Source organism: Kiloniella sp. (genome assembly GCF_048270245.1).
In the GTDB taxonomy this organism is placed as follows: Bacteria; Pseudomonadota; Alphaproteobacteria; order Kiloniellales; family Kiloniellaceae; genus Kiloniella.
Map to the genome: position 1 here is coordinate 1 of NZ_JBLWTH010000010.1, position 13,019 is coordinate 13,019.

Consider the following 13,019-nt stretch of genomic DNA (forward strand, 5'->3'; position numbering starts at 1 on the left):
ACCAGATCGGCATTGACCACAGAGGTTTTGACATCGGTGCCCATACGTGTTGTGCCGCCAATAATGGCATTGGACAGGTAAGGGTCGTTGTGTTTGACCTCTGTCGCGCCCATGTTCTTGAAGACTTCGAGATTGATGTCCAGACCGACCTTGAGGCCTTCTTTGGTATAGTCGTCCATCTTGAAGGTAATCTTGGGCTTGGGAATGCCAGCTGTATCCATTTGATCAGAAAGCTCTAGACGGTTGTTTCGATCCGGTAAAACCTCTGCCGAGGAATTTAAACGTAAATGACGGGAAACTCTCTCGTTAATCTGTTTTGATAGATCTGCCCCGATGACGCCTTGATCAATCAGATCGTGGGCCATGTTGATGGCATCACTGTTTCCTGACCAGCCGTTGTTCATAAAGGATGTCCCGATGGCGGCCATCTTGCTTCTGAACTCACCATCACGGCGTTCTACCAGACCGGATGTCTGCTGTGGCCCGCGATAGGGAAAGACAGGATCAGGTGTAAATCCGGTGGTGTCCTGATTGGCCTGTGTAAGCAGATAACGCCCTACAGAATCAGATGAATTGGCAACACCTTTACTGGCTGTTTCCTGTTTTGAATTAAGCAGAAGCCTTGGGTTTTCGATGGCGTGGCCACAAAGAGCAAAGGCCTTGCCACCAACCCAGAAGGTTGATCCATCAGGCTTTTGGACTTTGACGCGGGTGATCTTCTGATTTTTATCAACTTCCATAAAGGTCACAAGGGCGTTGACTTCTACGCGTGCGCCTTCTTCTTCGGCCTTTTGGGCATCCACAGAGGCGTCGTATTTGGCGCCGATAGGGCAGATTGGCACACAGGTATTGTTGCCACAGCAAACTGGACGATTGTCATAGATCACAGAATTACGGGCATGAGAGAAAATCGCCGAATGTAAGCCCATCTTGGCCAGTGCTTTGGTGACCTGTTTATCCAGATAGGTTTCGGGAATAGGGGGCATTTGGTATGGCGTTTTTCGTGGCGCACCCCAAACGTGATTGGGGTCACCCGCAACACCCCAGCGTTTTTCCGCAACCTCATAAAAAGGTTCTAGCAGCTCATAATCAATGGGCCAGTCCTCTGCGACGCCGTATAAGCTTTTCATACGAAAGTCTGCCGGGCGCAGGCGATCTGCGAAACCTGTCCAGTGCCATGTGGTCCCGCCAAATATGCGTAGATATGCCCCGATAAAGAGGTTTTCTTTTAGGGTGTCTTTGTCCTGTACGTAAAAGTCAGCATAACCGTTGTCTTCTGGGTGAGGTGCTGATGGAATACTTGGATAGGGGGCTTGCGGGCCTTTGACAGGGTTTTCGTAAAACACCTTGAGGAAGTCACCGCGCGGACGTCTGTCGCCTGCTTCCAAGATCAGAACATCAATGCCTTTTTCGCGTAAGGATCGGGCCAGATGCGCCCCGGCCATACCAGCACCAATGATAACGACATCAGCGTTCATTTTGTTTTCTTCAGTCATTACATTTCTCCCCCTTGAAGAGGACCGTGCGTCCAGTGCCCAAACTTTGGTCCCCCACAAATACCGGGGGCCTTTGCAAAGGCAAGGGATGACCAGGCTAAGGACCAAGGGTAGTAAGGAACCGTTGTCGTACTGTTGCCTTTATCATCCGTGCGCGTGATTTCCCCAGTGTAAAGCACCCGGGCAATCAGCTTTGTTTGTTCCTTGAAGTCATCGCTGGCATTGATCAGGGCCTCGGTAATCGACCGCCCGTCAACCAGCTGTATGAAGGTATTCATGGCGTCCTGTCCATAGACGGCGAGGAATTCTGTCTCGACTGCACGGACCATATGATCGGCGATATCAACCACACCACCAATCTGACGAACTGCTTCGCTAAATACCCGCGAACCTGACCCCAGACTTAATGCCTGTGCCTGTCCAGCCAAGGGGATCAGCGCAGCAGAAGCCAGTAAAGAGCGTCTGCTTAGTTTCATATGACTTCTCCTGACGACCTCTTGATAGGTCTTCTTTTTTTTGGGTTCTTTGCGATCCGATGGATTTGATGCCCAGAAGCTATTCCAAAGGCCGATCTATTGGCTGACGATGACGGCACCACGGGCACGATTGGATGTGGAATCCTTGTCCATCATTGCGGCGTAGAGTTCAGCAATCGTCAACCACACAGGCGGGTATTTGTAGCGAGCAACGTCCATCACCAGAACACGATCTGTATCTGCGTCATAGGCTGCTACGGGTGAAATATGTCCCCCACCGACTTGACCGATGGGTTTGCGCGAATAGTTGGCGACAAAGCGCTTGTTTGGGTCGGCGAGTGTCTTGGTGATGGTTTCGCGCAGCCAGTTTTCATCGAACTCATCAGCGTGTTTAAACTCAGCCTTTGCCCCCAGATTAATGAAAAACTGCGCCAGTTGTGGCAGTTCCAGCCCCTCGTGTTCAACCATGGCATAGGATTTTACCTTTTGGTTTTCAGGCGTAAAGATCGACACCTGGGTAAAAAGCGGCCAAGGGTAAAGCTCTGGCGGTTGTGGGCGCTCGATATCCAATGAGTTCATAACCCCGGCAATAGACGCCGGACCACAGAATGTCAGGATATGTTCGCTTTCCAGATAACTCGCCAGTTTTAGGTAATCAGTCAGGATCTCTGCATCACGGAACAGTTGCTCCCCCTCGGGCGAGGTCAGGTAAATGTTGTTATCAGCCTTGGCAGAACTGTCAGCCTGTACGATACCGGTCAGGGACAGAGTAACAAGTGTTGCTGCGGCAACTGTATTTAATAGGAACGTTCTCATTTTTGTTCTCCAAACCATTTTGCGAGTTCTTCAATATCTTTGTCAGTGAGGTCTTTGACCATCTCTTGCATTACGAGGGCCTGTCCGCCTGTGCGCTGTCCGTTTTTATAATGGCGTAGCGCATTGGCCAGATAGATGGGTTGTTGCCCGGCGATGATCGGCACATCAGCCAAGGCAGGGCGACCATCTTCACCGTGACAGGAAAGGCATTGCGAACCCGATGCGGGGATGGGAGTAGGGGGCGGCGATGACGTATCGGCCATTGCTGCCTGTGATAGGAATATGCCGCCAACCAAAAGGGCACTGGTGGCGTAAATTGTGTGTAATTTCGTCATGTTCAGTTATCCAGTTCGTTGCGCGGATCTAGGCTTCGATATTCACATTAATCATCATGCCCGTATCCTCGTGGGGAAGGATGTGGCAGTGCATGACATAGCGACCTGAGAAATCAAGAAAACGGGTGCGGAATGTTACAGAGCCAGCGGCGGGCACGCCTATGGTATCCATCCACGGTTTGTCCGGGTCAGGGACACCATTGATCGATCTCACCTGGAAAGGATTCACATGAATATGGATCGGGTGCGGATAGGGCGTGGTATTGATCAAGGTCCATTCTTCAACAGCCCCTAATTTGGTAACCACGTCATCCCGACGCGGATCAAAGGGTTCACCGTTAATGGTGAAAAGTGTGTCGTCAAAAAAGCCTTTTACATCCTCGACGCCGAGAACAATCTTGCGATGTCCTGTCAGTTCATCATCGGTGATATCGGTAAGTATCCGGTTTTTGGGCAGGTCGCCTTGGGGAATGTTCTTGCCAAAAGGTGTTCCCGCTGGAACACGGGGGTCGTCTTTTGGGATGACAAATATATTGGCAAGTTCGACTGCGGGAAGCGGATCCTTCCCTTGATTAAACTGGGGACGCCGTAATTCATAAGCACCTGTTTTGATACCTTTGACCAAAACATCAACACGGTTTCCTGGCGCCATATGAATTTCTTCGCGACGCTGGGCCTTTGGCATCGGGTTGCCATCGCGCCCGATCTCGTAAATCTCAAGCCCGTCTATTTTAAAGGGGAAGAATTGTGCGTCGCCTGCGTGTAGAATGCGCCAGCGTTGAACTTCGCCCTCGCGGATATAAATTCGAGGCTTGTATTCGCCGTTCACCAGAAAGTCGCGTTCCGCATCAAGCGGCCAGATCGGGTCTTCGGCATCCAATATGCCATCCACTCCGGGGATCGGTGCCTGAATGACCAGAACACGTTCGACGGCTTCTTTGATTTCCGGCACATCATCCAATGTACCCGTGATGACAGCCATACCCGCAGCACCAGACGCAACCTGTGCAGAGACTGATCCGTGGCGGTGCGGATGATACCAGTAACTCCCTGCGGGATGATCATCGGGTACTTCAACAACATAGTTAAACTTCTGATCCGGTTCGATATTCAGATAGACGTTATCGCTGTTGCCTTTGGGACTGACGTGAAACCCGTGATAGTGCATGTTTGTGGTATTGAAGTGATTTGGAATGTTGACTTCTGTCGGTTGATCTGGCGCGTTTTCTGGCATACGGTTTTCGAATGCCAGTTCGAGCGTATCACCGGGATCAATTCGCAGGGTCGGACCAGGCAGGCTGTTGTTGAAGTTTCGCAACAGTGCGGCGCCACTGGGCAGCTCAACCTTGTTATAGCTCATATAAATTTGGGCGCGGAGCTGGCCGTCCACAGATCTTAGTTCGGGTGGATTGGGTAGATCGTCAGAAATTCCCAGTGGCGAGCTACTGGCATGAACTTCCTGTGCGTAACTGAAACCGCTGTCCGTGATACCCTTGAGCACGATACCACCAGCTGAAAGGGCGGCAGCCCCTTTCAAAAACGTTCGCCGTTTTATTTTTTTCATTTAATTCCCCTGACAACACCATATTGAGGCGAAAAATACTAATGTGTCGTTAACGCTTGCAGCATATCACAACTCTGCCGACAATCGTTGTTCTTCGTTTTTATTTTTATATTCTTCTATTTGAAGTTATTTTGTGTTTTGTAATTATAAGTTGTTACAGTTTTTACTTAGTACCCTGAAATAGATCATTATTTTTTTTCAGAGGATGCACCGATCAGCAGAAACATACAATTGCTTTTTAAATTTTTTTTCTTGTATTTATCGAGGGCTATACCCACAACAGGACTGCACGTTTATTTAAATTTTGTGAGCCTTGGTTACTATGAAGATGACCCGTCCCTGTGTGAGGGAAAAAGTATTGTCCCCCAAGGAATGTCAGCAGCTGATTGGTTTGTTTGAGGCCTCATCCGATGTGGCTGAGGCCAAATTGGCTGGCGGGGTGAAAAGCACACTTCGTGAATGCAGCTATTTGTGGCTGGATGATACGGATGAAACGTCTTGGGTTTTCAAAAAGCTTGCCGGATTGGTATCGCGAGTTAATCAGGACTGGTTTCAGTTTGATCTGGAAGATTTCAAAGAAGGTGTACAGGTGATCCGGTATGATGCGCCTGAAGACGCCAAAGCACCAGCCGGGCATTATGGTGCACATATGGATATTGGCGCATCAGGTTCTACGGTCAGTCGTAAGTTATCGATATCGATACAACTCAGTCATGGCGCAAGTTATAACGGTGGTGAATTGAGTGTGGATAACGAAGGTAAGGACTGGGTAGCCCCAAAAGATCAGGGAACAGCTGTAATTTTCTCTAGCTTTCTACAGCATCAGGTGCGTCCGGTGACAAAAGGCACACGCTATGCCTTGGTGGCGTGGGTACATGGGCCAGCCTTTAGATAGCCAACCCCTTTAGATAGCCAGCCCCTTTAGATTTAATTCTTTGAAAATTTGATTGTTCGATTTCTGGCGGGGTTGCTCACAGGGTTTTGATCCGCTCCTTGCTTGAAGAATGTTTCTTCTAAACCAGATAGATTACCAGATAGATTACCAGATAGATTACCAGATAGATTACCAGATAGATTACCAGATAGATTAAAGGTCTTGACCGGACGTTTAACCCTACACCTTTTCATTGGTGAGGCAGTGAAGGATATCATTTCGAGCAAATCTTACAGGATGATTTTATTCTGACAGGCAAACTTAATCATTATTTAGCTTTCATTTGCCAGAGTATCGGCTAGAGCAGTATCCGCTTGTAAGCATCGGTATTTTAAATACTAGTTTGCTTGTATCGTCAGTTTGTTTTGCCCCACCCGTCCTTACCCAGTGTGATATCCGGGTAAGATACAAATGGGAAATACTGATTTAATGAATGAAGAACTCAAACTCTGGGCTGGCGCATCCTTAAAGACGGTGCTGAATGGTCAGTCCATTATTGATTCCCCTCGATTACAGGTCACATCACTGGAAGAGGCCGAAGCCTTTCTTGAATGTTATGGCTATGACTATGATCATCTGGAAGATCGACAGGAGATTGAATCTATCCGTCTGGAAGCAATTGATTTTATCGAAGACATGTTGCTGGAAGATGGCGAGGAAATCTTGCCGGAAGTACGCAATCAAGAAAATATATTGCATCTACTGATGTGGGTGTCTGAGCCTGAGGCAACAACACGTTCACGGTGGAGCTGCGCTTTGTTGCGTGTGATGCATACCTATGCCCACTGTGGGTCATTTTTTAATGAAAATTATCACGGGCAAATTCAAGATCAGATTTTTAACCGCTTTGAGCAGCACATTCGCTATACATCCAATGGCATATTTATTGGAGATATAGAGCTCGTATCCTATGAAAGCCGTGCGTCTAAATCCCGGAAATCTGCGGTACTCAAGCTGTTACACAAGGTTGAGAACGTTGCCGCTGATATTTTTGACTGGATAGGTATTCGCATGGTGACCCGCTATCCGCTGGATGCTTTGCGGGTCCTTTGCTATTTGCGTAATCAGAATGTGGTGATGTTTGCCAATATAAAACCATCCCGCTCTCGCAATACGCTGATTGATGTGGATTGGGTCGAAGAACGCTGGAAAGGCGTTGAGGATTTGGCACAGGTAAGCGTCGATCTAGAGGAAATGCAGTATCCCAAGGAAGTGGGGCGCATGACAGATAATGTCTTTAGCGGCGATAGCTATCGTGCTTTGCAATTCACTTGTCGTCAGCGCATCAAGTTAAGGGACACAGACGGGAGCCCGCGTCGTTTTTATTTCCCCTATGAAATTCAGATTCAGGACGAAGAAAGCTATCAGGCTAATCGCAATGGTGAAGCGTCGCACGAACAATATAAACAGCGCCAAGTCAGATCAGCCCGACATCGTGTGCTGGGGAGCCTCTGCCGCAAAATTAATCGTTAGTGATTTTCTTGGGACGTTGTCAGTCTGTTTACAATAAAGGTAAAAATTCAGAGTATCTAAAAAGACGTATGAAAGATAAATAGCTGTATCTAATTGTAATTATTTATATCATCACCATATACTCATGGCTAAGCAAGCCTTGTGGCCTTGAAAGGTAATGTATACGGTTGTGCATTGGTCCCTGAAGTGTGTTTCTGAAAAATTCTGAAAATTGAATAATTCACTAAACTTTCGTGCATGAGCTCGAGAGTGATTTTCACTGCTTCAAAAATGGGAAATAAAATGATTAACGGTACAGTTAAATTCTATAATGCGGAACGCGGCTTTGGCTATATCAAGCCTGACAATGGCGAAAAAGATGTACGTGTTTTGCTTTCTGCGCTTTCGCGTGCCGATATGAAAAGCTTGGCACAGGGGCAAAAAGTCAAATTTGATACACATACCGATCCTGATAGCGGGAAAGTCGCTGTCCATACTATCGAGGCTGATTAAACAGGCTTTATCCAGACTATTTGTCATAATCGGAGAGAGTTATTCTCTCTCTCCGATGCTAACCTGAGTTTCAGGGCTGGATTTCTAAGATTCCGGCTTTGGGGTTCAGATATGCGTATTCATTTGATTAGATGTGGATGCCTTTATTATGCAGCTCTATCCAAAATTTTTATCGCGTTTATTATTTTGGTGTTTGGCTTTGTGTTTCAGCACGGCGCCTTTGCGCAATCAATGATACCTGACAATGCAAAGGCTAGTTCATATGCCGAAGGTTGGGAGTGCAAAAGCGGCTTTCGAAAGAAGGATGAAAACTGTGTTGCGATCACTGTGCCTGAAAATGGTTATTTGACTAGACAGTCTTATGGGCAGGGGTGGAGATGTAGCAGAGGCTTTCATGAAACAGGTTTGTTATGTAAGGCAATTGTTATCCCAGAAAATGCTTATCTTGAAGCATTTGGTCGTGGATGGCGATGCGATCGCGGGTTTCGAAATAACAACAGCGGCGTATGTGAAGCTGTTTATGTACCGGAAAATGCTTTTTTAACACGCCAGGGGAATGCTTGGGAGTGTGAGTTTCCATTTCGTAAGGCTGGGGATGCGTGCCAGATGATTTCAGCGCCTCCTAATGCCTTCCTGACATATTCTTCATACGGAAAAGGTTGGGAATGTCGCCGCGGGTTTATCCCGACGGGTAATAATTGTCAGGCGGTCAAGGTTCCAGAGCATGCATATCTGACCGGTGATTATTTTGATGGCGGGTGGAAATGTAAACGTGGATATCAGGCCAAAGAAGGATTGTGTTTTCCCATTATTGTACCGTCAAACGCCCACCTAGGTTATTTCGGTACTAATTGGGAGTGTGACCGTCCATTTGAAAAAAATGGAGAGCAATGTGTCATGCCTTAGGCGTGTTGTTTGTCCTTAATCCCAGTTGTTATTCCAAAATCATATTATCAGGAATTTTCAGATGATAAATCAATCTGTTAAGAGCCAACACGTAGGTCCTAATTTTTCGCAAAATTTTTGTCAGGAAAAATCCTCGTTCTTATCTGTTGCCTCGCCCATGTCTATTGCTCAGTGCGTGTCTATTGAATGCACTTTCATAAAGATCATAGGGCATGATCGGGTAAAAAAATCATGAAGCTGATTGGCACGGATGCCCAGGAATTAACCTCTATTGCATGTGATCCTAAAATAGATCGCTACATTGCCGTTGTTGCAACAAATACCGAAGGAAATAAAGAAACGGGATTTGGTTCAGTTGATACGTGCAAAGCCTTTTATGAAGCCTTGATGGAAAGTTATCAGCGGGTCACGTTCCACGAAGTTTCAACAAAGGCATCGCTTGACCTCGTTGCGGGGGAAAGACCTGATCTTGTTGTTTTATGTAGTAAGTATCTGCCTGCAATGGGTGGCTTTCCAAAAATATGGTTTTCAGAATACTTTGCAGCGCACGGTATTGCCTTTACCGGGTCAGATCGTGAAACGCTGGAATTTGATTCGAACAAAAGCAAGGCAAAAACAGTTTTGTTGAACCATGGTATTGCAACGGCAAAGTTCTTTCTGGCTCACCCCGAGCAATTTCAGAGCGAAGATCATTTGCCGTTGCCATTTCCGCTGTTTATTAAACCTCTTGATGCTGCAAACGGCAATGGGATTGATGAGAATTCAATTGTTCGGGATTTTGAAAACTATCAACAAAAAGTTGCTGAGCTGTTTTTAGCTTTTGGGACGAAGGTTCTCGTTGAAGAACTTTTGCCGGGGCGGGAATTTACGGTTGCGGTTTGGGATAATAAAAATGAAGCAACGAGAATGGTTATGCCACTTGAAATTATTTCTCCGGAAAATTGTAAGGGTGATCGTACGTTGGGATGTGCAGCCAAAAAGAAAAATGAGGAAATTCTTGAACTTGTAGAAGAGCCGCTGTTGTCCGAAATCAGACAACTTGTCGGCAAGGCTTTTTCTATTCTCGGGGCGCAGGACTTCGGGCGCATTGATGTTAAATTAAATGCTCTTGGTCAACCGTATTTTATAGAAGCCAATCTGGTGCCGGGGATGACACCTGATAGCAGTTATTTCCCGCGCGCGTGCATTCTTTATAACACAAAAAGCGGAATGCAAAATGATATGCCAGCTATAACCCATTTCGATGTTGCGAGGAAAATCGTGGAGTTGGCTCTGAATCGTGCGTATCCGATGCCGGCAGTTTGAGCTTCATCCCTTCTTGCTTCGTTGATTTTTTTGCGTGCCTAAGGCTAATTCTACAGTAGGGTGGTGTACTAGGGCGAAGATAGAATAATGACAATTTCATTCGGGGGGTAAATCTCACTTCCCGCTTGCAAGATTTTTTCAAACCAGTTAATTTTATAGGGTATGAATTTGGGCGCTGAGCGCGGCAGGCTGATGAGCAGCAGGCAACCGCGGCGCTTTGCCCCGATTGGATACGGTCTTTATCTTTTCTGTACATTTTTGTGCGGAGTAAAGCATCTAAAAGGGGCGAAAGCGGAGAACCCTTTTGATGAAGACCATAATAGAACCCTTTCGTATTAAATCTGTTGAACCTATTCGCATGACCACGCCCGAAGAACGGCGTGAATTGTTGAAACAGGCTGAATATAACCTCTTTAAATTGCATTCTGACGATGTGTTGATTGATCTTTTGACCGACAGTGGAACATCGGCCATGTCATCACAACAGTGGTCCGCCCTGATGGGTGGGGACGAATGTTATGCTGGCTCGCCATCATTCTATCGCTTTGAAGCTGCTGTGCGGGATTTGATGGATTTTAAACACATTATTCCGACGCATCAGGGGCGTGCGGCCGAGGCGATCCTATTCTCTATTCTGGGGGGCGAAGGGAAGTACATTCCATCGAATACCCACTTTGATACTACACGGGGAAATATTGAGAACAGTGGGGCCGAAGCCACGGATCTTGTCATTGCCGAAGGGAAAGATCCGGCGTTGATCCATCCCTTTAAGGGAAATATGGATCTGGATAAGCTGGAAGGCTATCTTGGAGAGTATGGCGATAAAGTACCTTGTGTGATGCTGACCATCACCAATAATGCCGGGGGTGGGCAACCCGTATCCTTGGAAAATATCCGCGGTACGGCTGCGCTGGCCAAGCGTTTTGGCAAACCCTTTATCATTGATGGCTGTCGCTTTGCCGAAAACGCCTGGTTTATTCAACAGCGTGAAGCGGGGCAGGGCGAACGGACAATCAAAGAAATTGTCCGCGACTGTTTTGCCCTTGCAGACGGCATGACCATGTCGGCAAAAAAAGATGCTTTTGCCAACATCGGTGGCTGGCTTGGGCTTAATGATGATGAATTGGCCGAGAAATGTCGTGCGCGTCTGATCATGACCGAAGGTTTCCCCACCTATGGCGGTCTTGCTGGGCGGGATCTGGATGCGATTGCGCAAGGGTTGATCGAGATTGTTGATGAGAACTATCTGCGCTATCGCATTCGTACCAACGAATATATCGGTGAACGGTTAGATGCATTGGGTGTACCTGTGGTAAAACCTGCGGGTGGTCATGCGGTCTTTGTTGATGCTCGGCGCTGGATGTCGCATATCGCACCGCTACAATACCCCGGACAGGCCGTCGCCTGTGCTCTGTATGAACAGGGGGGCATCCGAGGGTGCGAGATTGGCACGGTCATGTTTGGGCGTGCCCCTGATGGAACGGAAAAGCCCGCAGCTATGGATCTGGTGCGTTTGGCTATTCCGCGACGGGTTTATACGCAATCCCACGCGGATTATATGATCGAGGTTTTTGAAGAGCTTTCGGCCATAAAAGATACCTTGCCGGGATATCGCATTACCAAAGAGCCCAAAATTCTGCGTCACTTTACCGCCAGTTTTGAGCCGTTGTCTTAGGTAGGGTCAAAGGTGAAAATATAGTGTGAATAAGCTTGGCAGAGGTGATAATCGTTATCTCTGCCAGCTTCCTTGACGCCGATACTTATAATATTGTGTATGCTACTGGGTTCTTAAATCACGTAACTGATGGCAACTAGACAATATTCCATTTTTTCTTGAGGGTGATTTGAACCTGTTGCATACGCAAGAAGAAGGTACCTTCCTCGGCGCCTTCGTTTTGTAGCCACTTGACGATGGGTTTCAGGCTTTTGTATGGCAACATCATACTGGCACAGGTATTTATTTCTGGCTCAAATCTTTTTTGGTTGAGACGGCGGATCATTTCGCGGAAATTTTCCAACATCTCTTCTATTTTTGGGATGTTACCAACTTTATTCTGAGTTTCAGCAATAATCTGTTTTGCCATGTGAATAGGTTGGCGGCCGAGTTCTGCTGCGATCAGCGGGCGGGCTTCGAGCATCGCGTCGCGGCTTCGGGCCGATCCGATACAGATGTCTTGTAACGCTTTGTAAGAAAGCATGCTTTGCTCGTCGCCAACCGCATGGGCAGACAGGGCGATAATATCAAATTCCAGATCTTCGGTTTCATTCACGATCTGATCGATTTGCAGGACGGTTTGGCTGTGATCATTGCCATACTTGGTTGCGTTCTGGATTTCTTTGACCGAGTGCAAGAAACGCCCTTTGTTGAGGGTGTAAAGCTGTTTGATTAATACAAATCCAGCCGTTTGTGGTAGAAAGTATTCGTTGATTTCTGAATGAACTTTCAGTTTGTCGCGTACTTTTTGAACCAATAGTTCCTCGGGCGTGAAATCCTGTGCGGCAGAATTGGTACCTGAACTGGAGCTTTCAGATTTTTTTTCGGCCATGCTTTGCTCGGCTGCTATCCCCCAATCCAGAAGCTTCGTAACCTGTTCATCAATGTAAATCACATTATCTTCGAAAAAAGATTCATGATTTTTTCCAACCCCAATGACGTCTCTGGTCAAAGGCTCATAGATGGTGGTTTGGATTTTCTTGTTACGAAATCGCTGTGTGACGAGCTTGATTATAAGGTCTCGGATGCCAGATGCGTACAAGTTGGCATAGATACACAAGGGGTGAACGGGAAACTCTCGACGCCCTTTTCTGTACCCGGGATGGGCTGAAACTTCACCGCGTATTATCGAAAGATTATCTGCAATTTTACTGCTGATGTGATTGACCAGTAAATACTCTGCCCGCAGATATTCATAGTCGTCGTATTCCGTTGGCTCATCCTTTTGATAAAGCTCGGGAATTATCTTTTGTGAAATGGATTGCGCAAGCTCTACACGGCCCGGATGGACGGTCGATTTGAGACTGTTTAAAAAGTCCAGAAGGTCAGCGATGGATCTGCGCGCTGCTGCTGGATCAATGGTGTTCTTAACCGTTGTGCGCAGGTCATCGATAACGGCAGCCACAACCTCGCGAACTTCGGTTTTATCTGAATTACTATTTAACCGCGCAAAGCGTTGTAGCGATGGCAAAGAGGTAGCCATAAAATCTTCCATATTCAAGAAACCC

12 protein-coding genes are annotated in these 13,019 nt (G+C 47.0%); 6 read left to right on the forward strand and 6 right to left on the reverse strand.

Annotation, left to right across the window (positions count from 1 at the left end; all coding sequences use genetic code 11):
- From ACN0W5_RS17425 to ACN0W5_RS17445, 5 genes are all read right to left on the reverse strand, one after another.
- Window positions 1-1,496 (reverse strand): FAD-dependent oxidoreductase (locus tag ACN0W5_RS17425; RefSeq protein WP_417455356.1); only part of this gene is annotated, 1,496 nt, incomplete at its 3' end.
- Complete coding sequence (locus ACN0W5_RS17430) at window positions 1,496-1,972, reverse strand: hypothetical protein (protein ID WP_417455357.1); 477 nt, start codon at window positions 1,970-1,972, stop codon at window positions 1,496-1,498. The genes ACN0W5_RS17430 and ACN0W5_RS17425, both read right to left, overlap by 1 nt.
- A 96-nt stretch (window positions 1,973-2,068) precedes the next feature.
- On the reverse strand, window positions 2,069-2,788 hold the full coding sequence (locus ACN0W5_RS17435) for a phytochelatin synthase family protein (RefSeq protein WP_417455358.1): 720 nt from the start codon (window positions 2,786-2,788) through the stop codon (window positions 2,069-2,071).
- Window positions 2,785-3,123 (reverse strand): c-type cytochrome, encoded by a 339-nt coding sequence (locus ACN0W5_RS17440; protein WP_417455359.1) that lies wholly within the window; start codon window positions 3,121-3,123, stop codon window positions 2,785-2,787. The genes ACN0W5_RS17435 and ACN0W5_RS17440 overlap by 4 nt, the downstream gene beginning before the upstream one ends.
- Before the next feature lie 28 nt (window positions 3,124-3,151).
- A complete protein-coding gene (locus ACN0W5_RS17445; RefSeq protein ID WP_417455360.1) occupies window positions 3,152-4,687 on the reverse strand; it encodes a multicopper oxidase domain-containing protein in 1,536 nt (511 codons plus the stop codon).
- 328 nt (window positions 4,688-5,015) lie between these two features.
- Between ACN0W5_RS17445 and ACN0W5_RS17450 the strand changes: the two genes are divergently transcribed.
- The 6 genes from ACN0W5_RS17450 to ACN0W5_RS17475 all read left to right on the forward strand — a co-directional run bounded on the left by ACN0W5_RS17450 (window position 5,016) and on the right by ACN0W5_RS17475 (window position 11,472).
- On the forward strand, window positions 5,016-5,582 hold the full coding sequence (locus ACN0W5_RS17450) for a 2OG-Fe(II) oxygenase (RefSeq protein ID WP_417455362.1): 567 nt from the start codon (window positions 5,016-5,018) through the stop codon (window positions 5,580-5,582).
- A gap of 450 nt (window positions 5,583-6,032) precedes the next feature.
- Window positions 6,033-7,094 (forward strand): TIGR04552 family protein, encoded by a 1,062-nt coding sequence (locus ACN0W5_RS17455; RefSeq protein WP_417455363.1) that lies wholly within the window; start codon window positions 6,033-6,035, stop codon window positions 7,092-7,094.
- Window positions 7,095-7,376: 282 nt separating this feature from the next.
- Window positions 7,377-7,586 carry a cold-shock protein gene (locus ACN0W5_RS17460; protein WP_417455365.1) on the forward strand — a complete coding sequence of 70 codons (210 nt, stop codon included), beginning with the start codon at window positions 7,377-7,379 and terminating at the stop codon, window positions 7,584-7,586.
- 111 nt (window positions 7,587-7,697) lie between these two features.
- Window positions 7,698-8,492, forward strand: a complete 795-nt coding sequence (locus ACN0W5_RS17465; protein WP_417455366.1) for a hypothetical protein — start codon at window positions 7,698-7,700, stop codon at window positions 8,490-8,492.
- A gap of 231 nt (window positions 8,493-8,723) precedes the next feature.
- A complete protein-coding gene (locus ACN0W5_RS17470; RefSeq protein WP_417455367.1) occupies window positions 8,724-9,797 on the forward strand; it encodes a D-alanine--D-alanine ligase family protein in 1,074 nt (357 codons plus the stop codon).
- 307 nt (window positions 9,798-10,104) lie between these two features.
- Window positions 10,105-11,472 (forward strand): tryptophanase, encoded by a 1,368-nt coding sequence (locus ACN0W5_RS17475; RefSeq protein ID WP_417455368.1) that lies wholly within the window; start codon window positions 10,105-10,107, stop codon window positions 11,470-11,472.
- A 136-nt stretch (window positions 11,473-11,608) separates the two neighbouring features.
- Here the strand turns inward: ACN0W5_RS17475 and ACN0W5_RS17480 are convergent, their stop codons facing one another.
- Window positions 11,609-12,994, reverse strand: coding sequence for a hypothetical protein (locus ACN0W5_RS17480; RefSeq protein WP_417455369.1), 1,386 nt, complete (start codon window positions 12,992-12,994; stop codon window positions 11,609-11,611).
- Window positions 12,995-13,019 lie beyond the last annotated feature (25 nt).

Coding starts and splice junctions, on each gene's coding strand:
- ACN0W5_RS17475 (WP_417455368.1), top strand. CDS start 10,105: ATGAAGACCATAATAGAACCCTTTCGTATTAAATCTGTTGAACCTATT.
- ACN0W5_RS17430 (WP_417455357.1), bottom strand. CDS start 1,972: ATGAAACTAAGCAGACGCTCTTTACTGGCTTCTGCTGCGCTGATCCCC.
- ACN0W5_RS17480 (WP_417455369.1), bottom strand. CDS start 12,994: ATGGCTACCTCTTTGCCATCGCTACAACGCTTTGCGCGGTTAAATAGT.
- ACN0W5_RS17465 (WP_417455366.1), top strand. CDS start 7,698: ATGCGTATTCATTTGATTAGATGTGGATGCCTTTATTATGCAGCTCTA.
- ACN0W5_RS17435 (WP_417455358.1), bottom strand. CDS start 2,788: ATGAGAACGTTCCTATTAAATACAGTTGCCGCAGCAACACTTGTTACT.
- ACN0W5_RS17440 (WP_417455359.1), bottom strand. CDS start 3,123: ATGACGAAATTACACACAATTTACGCCACCAGTGCCCTTTTGGTTGGC.
- ACN0W5_RS17460 (WP_417455365.1), top strand. CDS start 7,377: ATGATTAACGGTACAGTTAAATTCTATAATGCGGAACGCGGCTTTGGC.
- ACN0W5_RS17445 (WP_417455360.1), bottom strand. CDS start 4,687: ATGAAAAAAATAAAACGGCGAACGTTTTTGAAAGGGGCTGCCGCCCTT.
- ACN0W5_RS17450 (WP_417455362.1), top strand. CDS start 5,016: ATGACCCGTCCCTGTGTGAGGGAAAAAGTATTGTCCCCCAAGGAATGT.
- ACN0W5_RS17470 (WP_417455367.1), top strand. CDS start 8,724: ATGAAGCTGATTGGCACGGATGCCCAGGAATTAACCTCTATTGCATGT.
- ACN0W5_RS17455 (WP_417455363.1), top strand. CDS start 6,033: ATGGGAAATACTGATTTAATGAATGAAGAACTCAAACTCTGGGCTGGC.